This window comes from Arthrobacter sp. Soil782 (genome assembly GCF_001428435.1).
Taxonomy (GTDB): domain Bacteria; phylum Actinomycetota; class Actinomycetes; order Actinomycetales; family Micrococcaceae; genus Arthrobacter_D; species Arthrobacter_D parietis.
Map to the genome: position 1 here is coordinate 172,515 of NZ_LMSO01000009.1, position 21,766 is coordinate 194,280.

Genomic DNA, 21,766 nt, shown 5'->3' on the forward strand with positions numbered 1-21,766 from the left:
AGCGCTCCCCAAGCGGCACTCCCCAAGCACGGGGCGGATCGGCGCGTCAGTCCAGGCCGCCCATCGTTGTAGCGACCTGTAGCTTGTAGGCCTTTCCGCGGCCGATCACGTACCCGCGGCCCGGTATGAACCGGTTTCCGGCCGTCCGTCCGAGCGACGTGTTCAGGAGCGTGTCGCCGTCGAGCTCGTTCGGGTTGAGCAGAAGCCCCCGCCTGCCCGACTTGAACGGACCGGACAGGTTCCAGGCGCTGGACCAGGTTGAGGTCTCAGCCTCCCCGACCACCCATTGCCCGGCTTTCACTGCAGCCTTCACCAGCGAGCCCAGCTCGAGTTCCGCCAGCGAATCGCTGAACTCCGTCAGGCCCTCGATAAAGAACGCCACCGACCCCTCGGCGCCGTCCGCCAAGGTTGCGAGCCGCGCTAGCTCCGACTGTACCAGTGCCGCCGTCACATGGGCCTCGTCCCACAGCCCGAGCGACGCCACCGTCGATCGCCGCGCACCGAGGTAGATCCGCCTGACATTCGGCGACGACTTCTGCAGCGCCGCTGCCAGCGTCACGAGCGCGACTGTCCGCCCGGACCCAGGCGGGCCGGACACCATGAACGCCCCGGTTGCAGCAACGGCTGCAGGCTCGAGGTTGAAGTCGTCGACGCCGATCACTGCTGAACCCGCCTGCGCCGCCGGCAGCACGTCCAGATCGATCGACTCCGGCAGGCTGAGCACGCCGGGCGCCTGCGGAACGCCCTGGCGCAGCATGGCATCACGCATGCGTTCGACCTCGCGAGCCTGGAGTTCCAGGTTGGCGTTGCCGCCGAAGACGGCGAGCTGCACCTCCAGCCCGTCTAGCAGCCCGCGACCGGGTGGAGACGAGCTCGAAAGTACGTCGCGCGGCACCCCGAGGGTCGAGTAGTCGTCCTTGGCTGCCATCCGGAGGATGATCCGGCGGCTGATCGATGACGCCAACGACGGCGGCAGTGAATTGGTGCGTTCACCGGTCACGACAATGTGCACACCCATGGGACGGCCATCGGTCGCGATCTGCTGGAACAGTTCGAAGTGGCGCTCCCGCCCCTTGAACTCGTAGGTCTCCCGGAAGGTGGTGATGCCGTCGACCAGGAGCAGGATTCTCGGTTCGTCCGGCCGGCCAGCCAGCCTCCGGTACTCGGAGATACTTCCTGCCCGCACCTCGGCAAACCGGTCAGCACGTTCGGTGATGATTCCGCGCAGGTACCGGAGCAGCCTGCCAATCCGCTCGGAATCATCCCCGTCAAGGATCGCGCCTACGTGGGGCAACTGACCGAGCATCTGCAGCCCATTGGACGCGCAGTCAATGCCGTACACCTGCACCGGACCACCCCGCACCGTCACAGCACACCCGATGGCGAGGGTCCGCAGGGCGGTGGACTTGCCGGACCCACCGGATCCAAGGATCGCCAAATTCCCGTCGACATCCGGCTGGTAGAAGACCGTGGGCTGCTCCTGGTGCTCCGGATCATCAGTGACGCCAAGCAGCAGCGATTCATCGGTACGCGGGTTGGGCAGCTTCGAGAAGTCGTATGCCTCGGCCAGTTCGGCCAGCCAGGGCTTGCGCGGCGGTTTGATGCCAAGCTCCAGCGCCGCCTGGGAAACATTGCCCACGATCCGCGCGATGTCATTCGGCCCACCCGGCTCGGAGACAACCTCATCTGCTGCAGACTCCCACCTCGTGCCTGAGCCGAAGTTCATCTCCACCACGTCGATGCGCGGACGCGCAGGTGCACGCGTGGTCCAGCCCCCCGCATAGCCCGTCTGGAAGCTCTGGATGCGGCCGGGCCCCGTCTTGGCAGCACCACGGCCCGGAATGGTGGGGCTGAAGTAGGCAGCCATCGGCGTCCCGAGGATGTCCTGTGAATCATCCGTGTCAGCCATCCGCAAAGCAATCCGGAGGTTGGTGTTGGCGCGCAGGTTGTCCTTGATGACACCGGACGGCCGTTGCGTTGCCAGGATCAGGTGCAGGCCGAGTGACCGACCGCGCGCCGCTATATCGACCACCCCGTCGACAAACTCCGGCACCTCGCGGGCGAGCGCGGCGAATTCGTCCACAACAATGACGAGGGAGGGCGGCGTCTCCGGATCCGCATCCCGCTCCATGGCCAGCAGGTCCTTGGCCTTCTTGCGGTTGAACAGGTGTTCCCGGTAGTGCAGCTCGGCCCGCAGCGAGGTCAGCGCCCGCCGCACCAGGTGCGGCGACAGGTCCGTGACCAGCCCTACCGTATGCGGTAGCTTCACGCAGTCGGCAAACGCCGCTCCACCCTTGTAGTCGACAAACAGGAAGGTGAGCCGGTCCGGACTGTACGCAGCGGCCATGCCGAGCACCCAGGACTGCAGGAACTCGGACTTGCCGGCGCCGGTGGTTCCACCGACCAGGGCATGAGGCCCCTCGGTCTTGAGGTCCAGGTACATCGGCTCGACGCCCTTCGAACCCACCAGCGCACGAAGCGATCCCTGGTGCTTCCGGTTGGGCAGCGCACGGGACGCCACCGAGTTATTCTCCGTCCAGCGGTCGGCGACCGCTGTCGTCGCCTCCACCAGTTCATGCCCCGCCAGCGTCACGTAGGAGACTGCACGCGGAAGATCCGAATCATCCTCCACAGGCTTGCCGACATCGACGACGGGAGTCAGCATCCGCGCCAGCTGCCCTGCCAGCTCAAGATCCACGCTTTCGCAGCTGACCGGCGTCGACAGTTCACCCAACCGCACCTGGCCGCTGACGTTCGCCGCGTCGCCGTCGACAAAGAGGAAGTCGCGGCAGGCCGCCGGCAGCGCCGCAACCGTTCCGGCAACCCACACAACATGGACGCCGACGTCCGCTCCTGCCTCGGCAACCCTGGTCAGGCGGGCGCGGTCAGCCGTGACATCGTCCTCCACCACCACGAGGACCGACGGCGTGACCGGCACAGGCTGTTCCACTTCCTTCGTGGGGTCCAGCCGCCCGCGGAGCGCGACCCCCGAGCGTTCGGCAGCGCGGACCGAGACGAGGTCCTCCAGCCGGGACAACAACAGTCCCGCCGCGGCCGGTCCGGCCGCCAGATGGTCACCGGTCAACGGGCTGTGGACTGAGCCGGTGTGCGGGAGCCACTGCAGCCAGCCCCACCGTTCCTTCGACTGCACCGAGGTCAACGCAACAACGGTCAGCTCGGCCGGTGAATGCAGCCCGATTGCCTGGATGACCAGTCCGCGTGCTACGTCGTCAACGATCCCGCGTGCCCCAGCGACGCCCAGTGCGCCGGACAGACGGAGATTCGCCACGATGGGTACGTCGTCGATGTAGGCGTACTCCTCTGCGGCGTCGCGGATCTCCTCAGAGAACTCGGGCAGTGTGTCTGAACCGGCAGGTTCAGACAGCTCGATCCGGGACGGTGCACGGCCGGTACCGAACCGCAGGCTCAGGAAAAAGTCATGCTCAGGGCGGTGCGTCCACAACAACGGGCCCAGCTTGTAGACAGCGTCGACGGTGTCCGCTACCGAGGGCGCCTCGGCATGCCGGACGGCACGCTCTACTTTCCGTGTCCTTTCGATGTCGCTGCGGAAGAACGCCATCGAGTCGCGGAACTGCGCCACAGCCTCCCGGAAGGTCCGCTTGGCGTTGATGCGCTGGTCGAGGTAGCTGCCCACCAGGATCATCGGCATCATGAGAATGAAAATCAGGCTGAACGGGCTGCGCGTAATGGAGAACATGATGGCGCCCAGCAGGATCGGCGCAATGAGCAGCAGGTAGGGGAAGCGCATGGGATTCGGCCGCCGCGGGCCCGCCGGAATCTGCTTGGGCTTCTCGACGAAGGCCGGTACAACGCGCGGCGAGCGGTTGAACTCTATGAGCGGGTTGGTGGGATCGGCGGAGTAGGCGCGGGTCAGCGGCACCACGGCAAGGGTGGTGTCTCCCAGCGTGATCTCATCCGCGCTGGTCAGGGTTGTCCGCTCCACCCTCGTGCCGCCCATGAGCAGGCCGTTCGCGGAGTTCGTATCGATGATCTCAATGCCGTCGGCCACGTTGATCCGAGCGTGCCGCTTGGACATCATCGGATCGGCGAAGCGGATATCGCAGTTGCGGTCCCGGCCCAGGTAGCTGGCGCCGGCCGGCAGCGAAAATTCCCTGCCGGCGTCGGGCCCTGACAGAACCCGGAGCGTGGCGACCGCCGGCCCCCGGTCCTGTCCCGGCACGTTGAACTGGTCGCTGACCCGGCTGATAGTCACGGCGGAGCCGGGCCGCAGACCCGATTCAAACAGGCTGACGTCGGGATTGAGCGTTCGGCCGCGCATGCCGCCGGCAACGTAGGACTCCTCGACTGTCAGGGACAACTGACCGGGAGGTTCAGCGCCCGCACGCGCCGGATCAGCCACATACAGCTCGCGGGCAACATCGCTTACGGTAGCGAGCCCGTCCACGGTGACAGCGAGATCCTTCGCGGGGTCAGGATCACGCCGCAGGGTGAGGCGCAGCAACATGTCAGGAACACTCCGGGTGGTTGAGGTGGACGTCAGGACGGAACAGCGCGGACAGCTCAGTCCTCATCCGCCTTGCCCTTCATGGTTTCGAGCAGATCGAGGTCCTCGGGCGTGACCAGGTGCGAGGTCACGGCATGTTCCACCAGCCGGGCGCGCCGGTTGGTGGCGAGCTTGCCGCCGCCTCCGCGCAGGCCCACGACTCCCACCCGGTCCAGTTTGTCGCACACGTTGTCCAGCTTGCGGTTGAACTTGGTCAGCGCCCAGCCCAACCGTTGCGCAGCCGCTGCAGAGGACGGAATGGAACTGAACCCGGTCCCTTCACGGCGCAGCATCGGTTCAGCGAGCGCTACGATCAGCGCACGCTGCGAATCGGTGAAGCGAACCGGGCCGATCGTCGTTGTCCCGGAGCCGTCGTCGACCTGGCGCTCCTGGCGGAAGGCGGGGGTCTTCAGGTGCACGTCGAACTCATAGGTAGTGGGGCCGGCCGTGAAGACAACGCGGGTCTGCCCGAAGACCAGCGGAATCCTGGCACCGGGCGCAACCCACGCCTGCATTCCGCCGGTGGTGTCCGCAACGGTGGCTGAGAGCATGGTGCCCACGTTATTGAGCCACCAGATTCCGTTCTGATGGGCGATCTGGAGGAACTTGCGGTGCAGGTACGGATTGTCGTCCACCTCAAGATCGCCTTCGCGACCGATGTTGAACGGCTCTCCGTCCTTCGGCTCATGCCACTCACCGCAATAATCTATTGCCAGTTCCCCCACGGGTATTCCCTTCAACTCACTCAGGCCAGCAGGCGCGTTCGGGCTCGGAAGCAGTTCCGTTTGCCCGCACTATCTGTATATCAGCGCAGGTGCGTCCGTCCGGATTGGCCGCGACGGGCGCCTCGGTCTGCACTGTGCGGTCCCAGTCCCCCTCCTCGGTGACGGTCACGGTCCGGAAGCGGTAGACGTCACCTTCCTGCGGATCGGGATTCGTCCAGGTGAAGACGACGGTGTTGCCGGACTCCCCTGCGGTGATCTTCGTGGGCGCCGGCACAACGCCCTCAACACCGGCCAGCGCGTCCGGCGGCGGCTGGGTGGGCGGTGCCACAATCGGTTGGTCTTCCGGTTGTCCGTTCACGACGGCGAATACCCCGATACCGACGCCGGCCAGCAGCACCAGCCCCAGCAGGATGCCCACCAGTGGGCTGCGCTTGCGACGGAAGGGTTCGGCGTCGGCTGGAGCGGCTTCCAGCCCCGTACCCACGGGCCTGCCGAGCGTCGTATCCAGACGGACGGAGTCGCCCTGCGGCTCACCGCCACGAAGGATGGTGCGGTCCCGCCACGCGTGGTCTTCGGTTGCGCTATTGTCTGCCGCGTCCTCCGCTGCTGGAGGTTGGTCGACCCTGGAGGACATGGACGACGACGGCGCGGAGTAGGTGGGCACGGAACCGTGCGAAGGGCGACTGGGCGCGGTGGACGCCGCCGTCAGGAAGGTGGGTGAAAAGGTGGAAGACTCCGGGTCGATGGAGACGACCTTGCGCACGCGGGTGGCTTCGGCGCCGTCGTCGTTCTGATACACGTGTTCGGTGTCATCCAGAACTTCAAACGGGGTGACCGAGATGCCCAGTTCCGTCTGGATCCGCTGCAGCGAAAGCGCAAAGGAGTGTGCCGAACTGTAGCGGGCGGCCGGGTTCTTGGCCATCGCTGTTGCCAGCGCAAGCTCCAGGGATTGCGGCACATCATCCCTGCCGATCGGGGCAAGCGGCATTGACCCGATGCGGTCCATCAACTGGCTCTGCGAATTGTCCAGGCCCGGGAACACGAAGGGCGAGCGGCCGGCAAGAAGCGTGTAGAGGGTGGCTCCGAGGGACCAGACGTCCATCCGTATCCCGTCCACGCTGCCGCCCTCGAATGCTTCCGGCGGGGACCAGGGGATGGACATGCCGAGGTCCTCATCGGCGCCGCCGTCCGTGGTGCCGGAGATGCCGAAGTCCGTGAGCGCCGGACGGTTGTATTCGGTGACCAGGATGTTTGCCGGTTTGATGTCGCGGTGCACGATGCCGGCGCGGTGGGCGGACTCGACGGCTGAAGCGACCTGAATGCCGATCGTCAGTGTTTCCGCCAGCGAGAGCCGCCCCTTGCGGTACCGCACGTCCAGGCTCGGGCGCGAGCAGTATTCCATTGCGAGGTAGGAGTGCCCGTCGTCGGTGACGTTCGCTTCATAGATCGTGACGATATACGGGTGCGTGGAGAGCTGAGCCATGAGGTTGGCCTCGGACTCGAAGGCCTTGCGGGCGCCTTCGGTCAGCAGACCGGACACCAGGACCTTGACGGCTACGCGACGGCGCGGACGGTCCTGCTCGTACAGGTACACGTCCGAGAAACCGCCCGATCCGAGCAGGCTGACGTAGCGGTAGCCGGGGATGTGCGGCGGTGGTGCGGCGGCGCGCCGTGAAGTCATCGCAGGCCCTCGAAGCGCAGGAAGATGTCGTCACCGAGCTGGGCGACATCACCATCAAGGAGGAACGCGGTCTCCGATTCGCCCAGGCGGCGTGGCGGCTGGCCCGCGCGAATCAGCACCGTGCCGTTGGTGGCCTTGAGATCGCAGAGCAGGACGTGCCAGCCGTCGAGCCGCACCTCGACGTGCGAGCGCGAAATATCCCCGCCGGAGCTGGTGACCTGCACCAGTTTCGGCATGCCACGGCCCTGAACCCGTGAGACGGACGGCTGCCGGCCAATGATCAGCGACTGGTCCAGGTCCACCACCTCACCGGTTGAAATGCGCATCGTGCCAAGGCTTGGCCGGCGGACCTCCCGCGGTTCGCCGTCAAGGGGCTGGGAACAGACTTTGCAGTCCGATGCTTCGGGCGGATTGGCGTGACCCTGCCCGCACAGCCTTGCCAGCACCAAAGGTCCGGTACCGGGACGCGGCTCGGCTGCCGGTTGGACAGGCTGCTGCGATGGTGGGCCCTGCAGGTCGCTGCGCATGATCGTCTGGCCATCGTGATCTTCGGCGTCGAGAAGGTCGCGGGGCTGCTTCGGTGCGGGGGCGTCAGGCGTGATCGACGTGTCAGGGGTGATTGGGGTTGCGGACTTGTTTGAGGTTACGGGCCCTGTTGCCGTTCCGCCGGTCCCGGCACTCTTGCGTGCCCACGGTACGGAGTCGATCAGCTGCCCCGGTGCAGCCAGCGGTATCGGCGACGCATCGGCCGGCGGCGTGGACGGCTCCGGCTTTGGCTTTGACTGCTCCGACAGCTCTGGCGACTCTGACTGCTCTGACAGCTCCGCCTGCTGTAGTCGTTCTGACGGCTGTGACGGTTGTTCCGACACCTGAGCAGCGTCCTGCTGAACGTCTATCTCGTCCGACGGGTTAGCTTCCTCAGGTGGACGCACCGCAGCGTCCTCCACGCGCCGCATGACAGTTTGGTCCCACAGGTGGTCGTAGCCGGTGGTCTGGAGCTCGGGATCCGGTTCGGCCTGCTGGTTCTGGTCCTCACCGATGCTGTCCGCACCGTCCGCCGCACGTTGGCCGTCTTCATCGACGCCGTCAGTGGAGCTCAGATAAAGGCTCGGGTTGATTGTGGCGAGTTCCTCAGCCTCAGCAGCACCCGTCACAGCGCGTTCGGGATCAAAAACGTCGGGCTCGGCGCGCACCGGATCAGCCCGCCCGGCCGGCCCGAAGGACCCAACGGAGACGACAGACGCCCGGACAATCCCTGACTCAAGCGGCAGGGTAGCAGTGTCCCCGCCTGCCCCGGAATAACCGCCTGCGCCACTAGAGCCGCCGCTCAGCGTGAAGCCGTTTCCGCCGCCGTCGACGATTCGCTCCACCCACGTGGTCACCTGTTGCCCGGACAACTCAACCGGCGCGCCGCCGTCGTCGGTGCCCACCCTCAGGTGAACATCGCCTCGAAGCAGTACATGGAGCCGGTCCGTGTAGGACACCACGCCGAATGGAGGCATGGATTCGAGCCCCTGCCCAAAGCCACCCGCGACGATCGGCAGCACAGCCTGCAGGTTGGGGTTCTCCCCCAGTTGGTTCCAGAGCCGGTCGGTCAGCTCAGGTGCGGTGGCAGCTGGGACCAGCACTACGACGCCGGAACGCACCACACTGAGCCAACCCTCCCCCGGAAGGTAACGGACTGCACTCACGAACGCTCCGCCTCGGCGGTGGAAGCAACAGCGTCCGGAGCACCCGGACCATTCGGACCATCCGCAGCAGCGGTATCCGCACCGATTGTCCGTGGCGCTGTGGTGTGGAGCTCGGCATCGGCGTCGATCCCGTGGGCGTCGATCACCACCACGGTGACGTTGTCGCGGGCACCATTGCGGAGAGTCTCCTGCACCAGCGCGTCAGCAGCCTGCTGCGGATCGGCCGTGGAACTGAGGAGCGTGTAGATGCGGTCATCGGAGACTTCGGTGCTCAGTCCGTCCGAGCAGATGAGGATCCTGTCGTCCTCTTCCACCGGCATGAGCCAGTAGTCGGCCTCGGAATCGTCGCCCGTCCCCAGCGCGCGAGTGATGACATGCCGTCTGGGGTGCCCTACAGCCTGCTCCTGGGTGATGTGGCCGCGATCCACCAGCTCCTGCACCTCGGAATGATCAACGGAAATCTGCCCGAACCGGCCCTGACACAACCGGTAGGTGCGTGAATCGCCCACATTGAAGAAGAGCCAGTAGGGCATCCCGGACTCTTCCACCAGAACGACGCCGGACAGCGTAGTGCCCGCCCGGCCTCCCGTCTCTGAGCGGATATGCTCATCAGCGGTACGCAGCAATTCCTCGAGATCCGCCGCTGAGAAGCGCGGGGCATGCTCGCCGATAATGCTGCTCTCCGCCAGGGTCCGCACACAGATCCCTGAAGCGACCTCCCCTGCCTCGTGCCCGCCCATGCCGTCCGCCACCGCGAAGATCGGCTCCGAAGCAATCAGGGAGTCTTCATTCAATTGGCGCTTGAGGCCGCGGTCAGTCGCGTACCCGACGGTGAGTTCGATGTTCCAGTCCTTCATCTGTTCGAAATTGCTCATGCCTGTTCCACCCTGAAGCTGCGGTCGCCGAAGTACACAGTGGAACCGGGTGGCGCCCAAGAGGGCTGGCCTCCCGGCAGCGGAGTGCGTTCACCGTCCGCACCCCTCACAGCACTGCCGTTGGTTGAATGCCGGTCGGTCACCCACAGCCTGCCCGCCTCGACGCGCAGGTGAAGGTGAGTTTTCGAAACTGACCGCCCCTCGTCCTTCACGGGGATCAGCTGTGCCGGCTCGTTGTCCTTCCCCGCAGGGTTGCGGCCGATCAGCGCCACGGATTCCAGCACCAGGTCGCGGCCGTCGTCGAGCAGGATACGCACAGCTTTACGGCCGGCCGGCTCAGCGTACGTCTTCACCGGCGCGGACCCCCGGGACATGACCGTCTCTCCGGCTTCCTCATCCGGGTGCAGCGTGCCGAAGTCAGGAAGCGGGGCCGTCCTGCCCGTTGGAACCTTCTCCGGCTGGAAGAGCACCGGCTCTGCTGTGCGCGCCACCGGTTCAGGCCGGGCAACGACCGGCGACTGGATGGGCTGGACGGCAGGCGGAACCGGTGGCGGAGCGAACGACGACGGCCCGTTGATTCCTCCGGTCAGCAGCGGATTGCGGCCGCGCCGGACGTCGAACACAAACGTTCGCGCCGCTTTGTCATACCAGCCCTGACGCTTCCCGTGGGAGTCGAATAGGTTGGAGATCATGACGATCACGAAGCCGAGCACCGGAATGATCCCCGAGAGCGCGATGATGAGGTTGCGCAGAAAGACAGCCAGCCAGCCGGGCGCGAAGCCCTCCTCGTTGGTGGTCCGCAGGCCGAACATCAGGTTGCCAGGGGTCTTGCCGGTTTTCGCTTCCCAGCCCCAGAGGAAGATCCAGTAGCCAAGCGCCAGCAGGCTGCCTGCACCCATCACAACAAAGAACATGGACAGATCGACGACGGCGGAACTCGCCGACACCTGCTCGTAGCCAATCAGTGGCATACCGACCACGGCGGCCAGTCCGCTGATCAGCGCAGGCGGAATACCGTCAACCAGCTTCGCTCCGAGCCGCTTGCCTGCCGAACCGTTCTCAAGGTTGAGCTGAGCCATGGTGCCCCGCGTTCCTCCCTCACCGTTCATCCGGGCATCAGGAGGCGCCAGCGCACCGCCCGGTGGGTCCACTGTACGGACATGCGGGGCACGATTGGGAATGGAAGCGCCGCAGCGCACGCAATACGCCGTGCCGGCGGCCACCCGTGATGAACAACGCGGGCACTGGAGCCCGTCCACGCTCACGGGTCCTGCCTTCGCTCTGAACCGCGGCGTGCTCCCCGGGCAGTGCTGCGCGGACGCACCTTCGACCGCGCCTCCCGGATGAGGGAACGCGGCGAGAAGCGGGCACGCTGCCGCCGGAACCAGCCGACCGAGCCGCGCATGCCCTCCAACGATGACTCGACGTCGCTCCAGTACTCCTCGACCTCGCGTTCGGTCGGTTCACCGTACGCAAAGATGTTGGCGTCTGCGCGCTGTGCGAGGAGCGTGGTTGATCCTGCGCTGGCGGGAAAAGCCGTTCCGAGTTCGTGTGCACTCTCGCGGCGGGTTGCCCTGGCGTTGGTCTCCGCACCGAGGTCCGTAGCGAGGCTCAACACCTCGCTCCAGCCTCCGCCGACCCGCTGGGAAGGCGCGCCGATGTTCGCGCGCCGTTTCCGCCGTCGTACTTTCAGCAGAAGAATGAGCAGCAGCGGAAGCAGCAGGACACCCAACGGGATCAGTGCGAGCGCTATGGCGCGGACCAGCGGACCCCAGTCATCCCAGAAGTCCTTGGTGCGGTCTTCGGCGTCCTGGGGCTCCGGTGCGGAATCCGGCGGCAGTTCGGCCGGTTCCTGCGGCGGCGGCGGAGGCTGGAGAACCTGCGGCTTAGGCGAGGACTTGGGCTGTTGTTGCGGCGGCACCGGTTCGTTGTCCTCCGGAGGGGTGGGGTCGAATGGAACCCAGCCGGCATTGTCGAAGGCTATCTCCACCCAGGCGTGCACGTCCTCACCGGTGAGGGCGAGAGGCGCTGAAGGGTCCTCGACCTCGTCCCAGTCCGGGTAGAAACCCATCACTACCCGGGCCGGAATGTTGAGCTTGCGAGCCATCAGGGCCATCGATACGGCGTACTGCTCGTCGTCGCCGACCATCTGCTCGGCGTCAAGGAGGGTGAGCATGCGGGCGGCGCCGTGGCCGGGCAGGGACGGCGCTTCACCGTCCTTGCCGTTGCTGAAAAAGCCCTGCGAGCTGAGCACCTGCTCCAGGCGACGCGCCCGCTCGATCGGGTCGGAAACTTCTCCCACGTATTCGCTCGCCTTGGACGCAATGATGGGCGGCTCGTTCTGGACGCGCGGGAGGCTCAGGTCCGCGAAGTCATACTGGGTGAGCACCTCGTCACCCGGAACCTCCGGGAAGACCACGTTGATGCTGTAGGTGTCGCCCGACTGCACCCCGATGGTGGACAGTGCGGTCGAGGCGTCATTGTTGTAGTACAGGGACCGGTTGAGGTCCTGTGAGCGTGGCCCGTCCAGATCCACGCCGAGCAGCTCGCCTCCCGTGGGCAGCCACACGCCGTTGTACGCCTCGACGGTGATGTCGAGGGTGGCGACGGTGCCCTCGTCCTCCGCGACGTCCGCGCTGCCGAGCTGCTGCGCATCCCCTACCCGGGCAAAGTTCCCGGCAGCCTGCGGATTCACGTTGTACACCACGCCGTCGTAGGCATCCATCGCGGCGAGCCGGATGCGCTGGCCCTCGGGCAGCCCGTCCACGGTCAGGAGCGTCTCATCAGCCTGGTCCTTGACGTACTTGCGGAAGCTGGTCAGTGGGCTGGGGTAGTCGAACAGATCAACCGGAGGCTCGACGACGTCGCGGAGCACATCGCGGTCCGTGTTCCCCGCCAGCACCGGACTCACCACGAGGGTAAGAATGGTTCCGACGGCGAGGACAGCTCCGCCCAGTCCCAGCCGGCGTGCCCTGTTGGAGCGGAAAAGACCGCGAACTCCAACGACTCCGACGCCGGGAGGGTCCGGCTGCGCAGCTGTATTTGCCGACAGCGCTCCAGTCTGGTCAGTTCGTGCAATGTCCCGGCGGTAGGCCAGCCAGGCGGTTGCTGCGACGATCAGCAGGATGCCACGGAGTTCCGGCAGCGCTGCCCGGTTGGTGCCGAACGCGATGCTGACGAGGAACAGTCCGAGGACCGGCAGGAGCACCCAGTACGGCGTGCGCACGCGCCAGGCCAGCAGCCCAGCGACCGCCGCGAGCAGGAGGGCTGAAAGGAAAGGCACCACAAGCATGCCGCGGCTGATTCCCACCGGGTCCGCGACCGTCAGCAGGTCCTTCCAGGAGAAGACGACGCCGACGATCACGACCCGCAGCGATTCAAGCGTGGGCAGGAACCCGAGGAAGGATTCCACCGGCGCGGCCAGCGCGTGTCCCAGCACCAGGTAGGCGCCCAGCAGGACCCCTGCAGTCGGCCAGAAACCCCAGCGGTGGCGGGTGCTCAGCCAGGCCGTAACGAGGCCGATCGCGATCCCACCGAATCCCGCCGCAAGATAGCGCAGGTCCCCGCCGAAAGTGGGGCCGAATCCAACGATTCCGAGACCGAGAAGGAGGACCAGGGCGCCGATATCGATGCCGGTCTGCAGCCTTCCCGGCAGCGCCCTCGCGGCGCGTCCCGCACGGCGGCTCATGCTGCTGCCTTCCGGAGGATGAGGGCGAGGTCGGACAGGTTTCCGAGGGTGAGCACGGTGAGATCTCCGATCGTGGCCCGTCCCGGATCCTGGTCACTCACGCAACGGATGGCAATGCATCTGATGCCGGGCGGAACCGAGGCGGCTGCGGAGCGGAGCTGGGACGGGGTGACGTGTGGGCCCACCACGAAGAACACAACCGAGGCATTCGGTACCGAATCCGCCGTCGTCCTCGCAAGGTCCACTGCGGTGAGGCGCCGGTTCCGGCCCTCGATCCGCGTCATGTCATCGAGCAGGTTGCGCCCGGTTTCGGAGCGCACTGGGCCGTCCTGGGTGAGCACGCTCAGGTTCCGCTGCTCGCGGATGGCCTGCAGTCCGATGGAGCCGGCAACGGACACGCCGAGCTCGAACTCGGCGTCTGATGCGTATTCGGATGTGTTGGTTGAGAGGGCAACGGCGAGGTGGGAGCGGCGGGTCTCCTCGAACTGGCGGACCATGAGCTGGCCGGTCCGCGCCGTCGTCTTCCAGTGAATGTGGCGGCGGTCGTCTCCGGGTACGTAATCGCGCAGCGCGTGGAAGGAGACGTCAGCGCTGGAGAGGTCCTTGGTGGGCAGTCCCTCCAGATCCTTGATGAAGCCGGCGGCCGAGCCGACCAGTGCCACCGTCCGCGGGTGCACGTACAGGTCGGTGGGTTCGGTCCAGAACACCTGGCGGCGCAGCAGGCTCAGCGGATCAGCGCGCACCGAGCGGACCGGCCCCACCACGATGACGGCGCGGCGCTGCGTGGGGATGGTGAACAGGTCTTCGTGCTGCTGGTTCGGCTTGAGTCTTGGCAGGTGGAAAATTGCCGTCGCCGCTCCTACCGGCAGCTCCAGCGAGGCCGGAAGCAGCGCCTTGGCTGAGGTGTTGGAGACGGCAACGCTTCCGACGGCGCGGTCCCCCACCGCCACGCGGGTACGCGTCAGGTCCAGCTCCACAGCGTAGGAGGAGCGGCCGAGAATGAATCCGACGGCCAGGAGAAAGAGAACCGTGCCCAGCAACGCTGCAACGAGCGCTTCCCGCCAGTCGAAGACAGAGCCGAGTGTCCAGAGTGCGGTGACAGTTGCGGCAATGATCCACCCGAGCGGACTGACCACTCCCACTACGGGGCCACAGTATTTCCCCAGTCCGTCGAGGATCCGGCTGGCCACCGGCGAGACTGCGTCCCGCACCAGCTGCCAGGCTTCCCGGGTCAGCGACCGTGGGTGGAGACGGGATGACGACGTCGCGCGTTTCTGCCGACCCGTCCGTTCCGGGGACGGCTGGGACGCCCGACGGCGCGCAGGATCAGCCGCGCGCCGTCGTGAGGCGCTTTTTTCCGCGGTTTCCGTGTTCGTTGCCATGAATCCTCAGGAGTGTCAGGCGGTGGCGCGTTGCTGGGGAGCTGACACGTCGGCAAGCACGCGGCGCAGGACGGCCTCGGGTGTTGCTCCGGCGAACTCCGCTTCCGGGTCCATGACAAAGCGGTGGGTCCACACGTACGGCGCAAGTTCCTTGACGTCGTCGGGCAGGACGTAATGCCTGCCCTGGCCGGCAGCCCAGACCTTCGCTGTGCGGACCATGGCCAGTGCCCCGCGCACGCTCACTCCGAGACGCGTCTCCGGTGCAGAGCGGGTCTCCTCCGTCAACCGGGAGATGTACTCGAGCACCGCGTTATCCACGTGGGTTTCCGTCGCCAGATCCGCCATGTCCTTGATGGCCTGGGTGGTGATGATCGGGGTCAGCGCCGCCGAACGGTCACGGGTGGCCGAGCCGCTGAGCAGTTGGACGGTGGAGGCATGGTCCGGGTAGCCGATCATGGTCTTGATCAGGAAGCGGTCAAGCTGCGCTTCCGGAAGACGGTAGGTTCCGGCCTGTTCGATCGGGTTCTGGGTTGCGATCACCATGAACGGGCGGTCGTTGGTGTAGCTCACGCCATCCACTGTGACGCGGGATTCTTCCATGACCTCCAGCAGCGCCGACTGGGTTTTCGGCGAGGCGCGGTTGATCTCGTCTGCGAGTACGATGTTCGCGAAGATGGGCCCCTTGTGGAACTCGAACTCCTGCGTCTTCTGGTCATAGATGGTGATGCCCGTGACATCAGAGGGCAGAAGGTCCGGGGTGAACTGGATGCGGGAGTGCGTTCCCTGCACCGTCGCAGCGAGTGACCGCGCCAGCATGGTTTTTCCGGTTCCCGGAGCATCCTCGAGCAGCACGTGCCCCTCGGCGAGCATTGCGGTCAGGACAAGCCGTACCACGTGGGACTTGCCGAGGACGGCCTGCCCCACGTTGCCAACCAGCTTGTCAAACGTCCCGGCGAACCACGCGGCCTGTTCAGCGGTCATTGTCATGATGATCTGTTCCTTTTTCTCTTGCGGAATCCGTGCTGCATCTGTACCTGTGGCGCGTCTATGCGTGTCCGTGTATGTCGAGTCAGCACGTCGGTGCTCCGCTCTCTACCTCTACGCTTGCGGCCTTGAACCATGCCCCACCGGCGCGCTTGACCCACTCACGGGAGGACCCCGACTGGCCGCCCGCCTCAAAGACAGGGTACTGGCCGCCGTTCGGACGGACACATTCGATCTCGAAGCGGTAACCGTTCTCGAACCATCTGCCGCCGGCGTCGCTGCAGTTTTCCTTCGTCGCGGCCTTGCCATTGTTTGACTCGGGATACTCACAGGTGCCGAAGGTCAAGGTGTCCACCACAGTGCCGTACTTCTTCGGTGGTTGGGACGTTGTACCCGTGACTGTCTTGGTGGAACGTTGGCCTTCGGAGTCCGTCACCGTGACGGTGATGGTCACGTCCCGGTCATAGCCGATGACGCCCGACCGTCCCTGCCCGCCGCTGGCAGGGACGGAACCCCGCTCACCACCGGCTTCCCAGGTAACCGACTCCACCGGGCGTCCGTTGGACGGCGTGGCGCCGATGGTAAAAACAACCTGCTCTCCCGACGGCGACGGACTGACCGACGGCGTATTCGGTTGCCCGAACGGGACCACGGCGTTGGACTGCGTTGCCGGGCCGGGGAACGAACTGCCGTTGACGGTGTTCACCGCGCGCACGCCGACCGTGTAGGACTCCCCGTTGCTGAGGTTCCCGATGACTCCATTCGTGGGCAGCGCTGCGAATGCACCGTTGTTCAGCTGGTACTCGTACCTCGTCTGCTGCGCGGTGGCCCCATTGGCTTCAGGTTGCCCGTGCTTCACGGTGAGGGTGCGGTCGCCGGGGGTTGCCTGCACCGCAGGTACCGCGCCCGGCGCACCCACTGCCTGGCGTGGCTCGGACGGTGCGCTTGCAGCTGACGTTCCCGCCTTGTTGGTGGCGGTCAGGGTGAAGGTGTACGGGCTCTGCGAGTTCGGCACCGTCACCGTGGTGTTGAAAACCGACCCGGACAGCTCGGCTGACCGCAGCGCGCTGCCGTCGTGGAAAGTCGTCAGGGTGTAGGACTCAATTTCCGCACCGTTCTTCTCCGCGGTGGAAGGCTGCGCCCAGGAGACCGACAGGACGGAGTTCGCTGAACCGCCCTGAGACGAGACCTGTGCCGTTGGCGCTGCAGGAGCCGTGGGAACCCCCGCAGGAATCTCAGCCGCGGAGTAGGTACTCCAGTCAGACGGGTCCGGTGCCTTATTGAACGCGCGCACGCGAACCTTGTAAGGAACTCCGTTCTCCAGGCCTTCCCAAGTGGCCGAGGTTCCCGCAAGGCCGCTCTTCTGGAATTCGCCGCTTGGCGGCGCAGGCGAGATTTCAAGGTCATAGCTCTCAACCGGCGAGCCCTCGGTCGCAGGCACAGCCCAGGCAACGCTGAGCGATCCGTTCCCGAAGACAAGGTTTGGAGCGGCGGGCGTGGACGGCTTCTCATCCGGTCGTGCGGAGGCGGACGCTCCCGACGCCGGTGACTCACCGACGTCGTTCACTGCCACCACCGTGAAGGTGTACTCCGTGTTGTTGGTGAGCCCGGTGATGCTGCAGGTCGTGGCCGGGCAGTCCTGGCTGGCACCGCCGCTTCCTGTGACCCGGTAGCCGGTGATCCCGGATCCGTTGTCCGCCGGCGGATCCCAGGAAAGGACGACGGTTTCGCTGCTGACCTCACCAACGGACGGTGTCGAGGGAGCGTCCGGGGCACCCTTGACCGTGAGGCGGATGCGGCCGTCAACCTCACGTTCCGGATCCGCGGTCCGGTCACCGATGCGGTACTGCACCACGAGCGTCCCGACGAAGTCCTCGGCAGGCGTGACGGCCACGGAATCGCCCTGCGCACTGGCCGATCCCGAGCCGGTCTCCGTACTGACCGACAGCAGCGTCAGTGGGGAGTCCGGAAAGGGGTTCGTGTCATTGGCAAGGACATCGACCACGACGGTTTCACCCTGAACGGCGTTGCGCTCGATGTCATCATTGGCAACGGCCAGCGGACGGGTGGAGCTGACCACGGCGACGTTGATGGCTGCCTCCACCGGATCGCTGCGCCCATCGGTCGCGGAGAACCGGACGGGATGGACCCGATCCTTGTCCGCTGAGCCCGCAGACACAGTCAACCCTGAGCCGTCAAGGTTCGCTGTGAGTCCGTCTGGAACCTCGCCGAGCAGGGCGAACGAGAGCGTATCAGCCTCGTCCATGTCTTCTACCAGCTTCGCGAGATCAATCGAACCGATCTCCTGCTGCGCGACCTGCAGTTGGCCCGAGCGCGCCTCGGGTGGGTGGTTCCGGTTGGGGTCCGGGAGGACCATGATGCTGACAGTCAACATCGACTTCAGCCCATCGGGGTCATCCACGGAGGTTCCATCTGTGACTTCGAAGCTCACGGAAGCTGCCCCGGAGTAGTCTTCCGAGGACGTGAAGGCGAGGGTGGTGGCGTCCCGGACCAGCGGCGCGCTGTTCGAGGCCACCGCGGTGACCTTCGCGTCGTCGGTCAGCTGCACGGTGCGGCCCTCGCGCACCACCACCAGTTCGGTGAGGTCAAGGGTCAGTTCCTCGCCGCTCATTACTTCCTGGATGCCGGCGTCGAGCAGTGCGGGCGGCTGGTTTGCGGTTCCGGGAAGGTAAATGAACGCCGTCGCCTGAAGCCCGTCAATGTCGGTGACCGTGTACGGGATGGTCTGGGCCGCCGGCAGCAACTGCACATTGACGATGCTCGCGTTTCCCTCACCCGGCCGCACCGAGGCGGTTACGGTGTCTTCGGGGAACGCGATCTGCAGCTCTTCCGGTGAGCCGTCGCGGTCCGTGTCGTTCTCCAGCACAGGCACGTCAACGGCGGCCTTGCCGAGCGTCTCCGGAAAGGAGATCCGGTCATCGTGGGCGACGGGCGCAAGTCGTGGCGCATCCGGACTGGTCTGGACACGCACGGTACCCATCGCGGTTCCGCCGCGGCCGTCGTCGACCGTGTACCGGACTGCGGTGGTGCCGGCCTTCTGTGGTGAGGTGAAACGCACCTTCCGGTCGTAAATTTCCGCCTCGATCCCGCCGGCGGCTTCAAGTCCGTCAGGCAGCAGCGCGAGGGCATCGCCGTCGGGGTCTGAATCGTTCGAGAGCACATCGACAGTAACGTTTCGGCCGGGAAGGACGTCCACCGAATCATCCACCGGAACCGGAATCTGATTGACGGTGCTGGGCAGCGCGATGCCCACCAGCACAGTGCCGGTTGAGCGCGCGCCGAACCTGTCGGTCACAACGTAGCTGAAGGAGTCCTGGCCAGAGGTGTCCGTCGCCGCCGTGTACTCAATGAAGGTGGCGCCGACCCTCACCGTCCCCTTGGAGGGCGCCTGGTCAATGCCCACCAGTGATACCGAATCACCGTCCGGGTCGATGCCGGTCAACGGAATCGGGATACGCAGGGTGTTTCCCGAAATTGCGCGGGCCTTGACCGTCTCCGGGAGCGGTCGGGAGTTGTTCTCCTCGTCGATCGCCGTCACGCGGAACAGGACCCGGGCTGAATCTTCCTGCCCATCGGGGCCGCGGACCGCGTAGATGGCGCGGTAGGTTCCCGGGGTGCTGCCTGCTTTGAAGCGCAGGCTGTTGCCGGAGACCGCAAGGAGGCCCTGACCGGGCGTGATAGTCTCCACCAGTTCCGGAGCCAGGGTCAACTCACCGCCGTTTGGGTGGGTGTCATTGCGCAGCACCTCAACCGTGGCGACGTCTCCGGCGCGGACCGTGATTTCGTCGTCGGCCGCGCGGGGAGGCTGGAGTTTCGCGGGAGCCGGAATGGGCACGACCGACACCTGGCCCGTTGAACTCATCCGTCCGTTGGACACGCTGTAGGTGAGGGTGGTTCGTTCCTTGAGCCCGCGGGTATCGCTGATCCGCAGGATATTGTGGCTCAGGATGGCCACAGTGACCGGTGAATCGGCTGGCAGCGAGACGGACTGGACCACCAGAACGCCGCCGCCGGGGTCGGTGTCGTTGGCAAGCACGTCTACAAGCGTTTGACCGCCGGTGGGCAGCAGTGCGCTGTCGCGGACCGCGACGGGTGCTCCCGCCGCTCCACCCTCGGGCAGCACGTCGATCCGGATGATGCCCGGCGCGCTGGCCGGGCCATTCGCTACGACGTAGTCGAGGTAGATGGGCCCCGGAGTGTCTGAGCGGAACGTGAACGTACCCACCTCATAGTTGGGGGTGACCTCCGCGCTCGCACCGCCATTGACCCGCGTCAGCCGCAGTCCCCTCCCGGAAGGATCGAGGTCATTCTCCAGCGGAGCCACGAGGAGTTCCTCCCCCGCGTTCACGGTGAGGTGGTCCGGGTTGGCAATCGGCGGAACATCCCCGGGTGGTCGAACGTCAACGACGACGACACCCTCGGTGGTTTCGCGGCCGTCGGACACGCTGATGGCCACTTCCTTCTCTCCGACTTGTGCGCCGCCGTCGGAGAAGGTGAGGAGTCCGTCATCGCGGTGCTTGGCGCTGTCGCCGTCGGTGGTTGCTGTGGCGGACTGCAGGTAGAGGTCGTCGCCGTCCGCGTCCGTCCAGTCGGCGAGGATGTGCTGGTTGGCGCTCTGCCCCTGTTCGAGAACAATGCGGGTCTTGCGCTTCTGCAGCGGTGGCTCGTTGGAATCGGCGGATCGCACGTTCAGCGTCATGGACGCGCTGTCCCGGCCGCCGCGGCCGTCGTCGACCGCGTAGTCGAAGGTGTGCCGCCCGGGTGGGACGTCTGCGCCAAGCACCACCTGGAGACCCGTGGCATCATAGACCGGCTGAATAGCGCCGACGTCGGGCAGGCCCTCCGGAACCGTGACGGTGAGGAGGTCCCCGTCCGGGTCGGAGTCGTTATCCAGTACGGGCAGCAGAGTGGTGGAGCCTACGCGGGCGCCCAGCTCATCGTCCTCAGCAACCGGGGGCTGGTTCTCCTTGGTGCGGTCCGGCAGCGTGTTGACCGGGTTCTCGCTGGCCGACTCCTCGTCTTCCTTATCGTCTTCCTCCGGCGGCGGGATGATCTCGTCCCAGTTCTGCACCAGCAGCATGTTCTGCTGGACCAGCCAGATGTTGCCGCCGCGGATGTCATTAAGCACGACGACGTCCCGGTTGGTCCGAAAGACCAGTTCAGATTGCGCGTTGAGCGAAGGAATCTCGGTGGTGACGTCGCTGGAGTCCTCGCTGCAGTCTCGCACGTAGGTGCCTGCGGCTGCCCAAGCTGCGTGAACGCAGCCGTCCTGCTGAACCGGCGCGGACGGCGCTGCTGAGGACTCGATCGATTGGGTTGTCGGCTCGGATCCGTCCAGCGGAACCTTGACCAGCGCACCGGCGGTCGCGACGGCAACGAAGGCCGATTCCGGTCCGCTCTGCTGCAGCCGGGCGCCGTCCGGGTCCGGCAGCGTTGTCCTGCGTCCGTCCGGGAGGAAGATCGTGCCGGAGTTCGGGTCGAGCCCAACGGCGTCATCCCCCACCGTGGTGAGCTGAAGGTCTTCGGCACCGCGCAAGTCCTCGACCGTTGTCCGTGAAGTCTCAACGAAAGCACCCGTGCCGTCAGGCTGCCAGGTCACGAGGTCCGCTGACGCAGGATCAGCGGTAACGACGACGTCGCCAGCGGTGATCGCGGCGGCCACGCCGGGTGCGCCTTCGACGAGCGGTACTGCATCCTCGCTTGCGAAGTTTGCCAGCCCGGTGACTGGCGCGGCGCGGACTGTGCCTTCCGCGGCGTTGACGGAGACGACATGGTTCGAGCCTAAAATCGGTTGTCCGCCGGCCGGTAATTCCTGCTCGTCCCCGGTGGTGACGGCGGTGACGCTGACCTGGCTGAGGGCGCCCTGATCCTGGTTGTGATTGAGTACGGTGGCGTCACGCTGCAGGACATCGAAGGCGTTGCTTCCGGCAATGAAGCCGCCGTCGAGGGTCCGGGACGGATAGTTGAGGTGGCCAGCTTTGCCCTGGGAAAGATTGGTGACCCAGACCCCGCCGTCGTTGAGGTCAACCTCCGCTGTAGTGACGCCGGGGTTGAGGACTGCGCCGACGACGGCTGCCGACACGGCAAGAGCCGTGCCGGACACAAAAATGCGCCTGCGGCGGTCAAGACCACGTTTCATGAAAAGTTACTGTCCCCCGAAAAAGGGCGCCTCGACCTTGAGCGGCGCCTCGGCA

10 protein-coding genes are annotated in these 21,766 nt (G+C 65.9%); all 10 read right to left on the reverse strand.

Features of this window, described 5'->3' with window-relative positions; all coding sequences use genetic code 11:
• Positions 1-46: 46 nt before the first annotated feature.
• Positions 47-4,486, reverse strand: coding sequence for an FtsK/SpoIIIE domain-containing protein (locus ASH00_RS11580; protein ID WP_056548634.1), 4,440 nt, complete (start codon positions 4,484-4,486; stop codon positions 47-49).
• Positions 4,487-4,542: 56 nt separating this feature from the next.
• On the reverse strand, positions 4,543-5,250 hold the full coding sequence (locus tag ASH00_RS11585) for a hypothetical protein (RefSeq protein ID WP_056548635.1): 708 nt from the start codon (positions 5,248-5,250) through the stop codon (positions 4,543-4,545).
• A 16-nt stretch (positions 5,251-5,266) separates the two neighbouring features.
• On the reverse strand, positions 5,267-6,931 hold the full coding sequence (locus ASH00_RS11590) for a serine/threonine-protein kinase (RefSeq protein WP_056548637.1): 1,665 nt from the start codon (positions 6,929-6,931) through the stop codon (positions 5,267-5,269).
• Complete coding sequence (locus ASH00_RS11595) at positions 6,928-8,622, reverse strand: FHA domain-containing protein (RefSeq protein ID WP_056548639.1); 1,695 nt, start codon at positions 8,620-8,622, stop codon at positions 6,928-6,930. The genes ASH00_RS11590 and ASH00_RS11595 overlap by 4 nt, the downstream gene beginning before the upstream one ends.
• Positions 8,619-9,497: a PP2C family protein-serine/threonine phosphatase gene (locus ASH00_RS11600; RefSeq protein ID WP_082566077.1), complete on the reverse strand. Its 879-nt coding sequence runs from the start codon at positions 9,495-9,497 to the stop codon at positions 8,619-8,621. Before ASH00_RS11600 ends, ASH00_RS11595 begins: the two co-directional genes overlap by 4 nt.
• Positions 9,494-10,576 (reverse strand): RDD family protein, encoded by a 1,083-nt coding sequence (locus ASH00_RS11605; protein WP_056548641.1) that lies wholly within the window; start codon positions 10,574-10,576, stop codon positions 9,494-9,496. The genes ASH00_RS11600 and ASH00_RS11605 overlap by 4 nt, the downstream gene beginning before the upstream one ends.
• A gap of 182 nt (positions 10,577-10,758) precedes the next feature.
• Positions 10,759-13,185, reverse strand: coding sequence for a transglutaminase family protein (locus ASH00_RS11610; protein ID WP_056548643.1), 2,427 nt, complete (start codon positions 13,183-13,185; stop codon positions 10,759-10,761).
• On the reverse strand, positions 13,182-14,567 hold the full coding sequence (locus ASH00_RS11615; protein ID WP_056548645.1) for a DUF58 domain-containing protein: 1,386 nt from the start codon (positions 14,565-14,567) through the stop codon (positions 13,182-13,184). The genes ASH00_RS11610 and ASH00_RS11615 overlap by 4 nt, the downstream gene beginning before the upstream one ends.
• Before the next feature lie 15 nt (positions 14,568-14,582).
• Positions 14,583-15,554: an AAA family ATPase gene (locus tag ASH00_RS11620; protein WP_056548647.1), complete on the reverse strand. Its 972-nt coding sequence runs from the start codon at positions 15,552-15,554 to the stop codon at positions 14,583-14,585.
• Between the two features lie 82 nt (positions 15,555-15,636).
• The gene (locus tag ASH00_RS11625) at positions 15,637-21,711 is read right to left on the reverse strand and encodes an Ig-like domain-containing protein (protein WP_082566079.1); all 6,075 of its coding nucleotides are present in this window, start codon (positions 21,709-21,711) and stop codon (positions 15,637-15,639) included.
• Between the last annotated feature and the right edge of the window lie 55 nt (positions 21,712-21,766).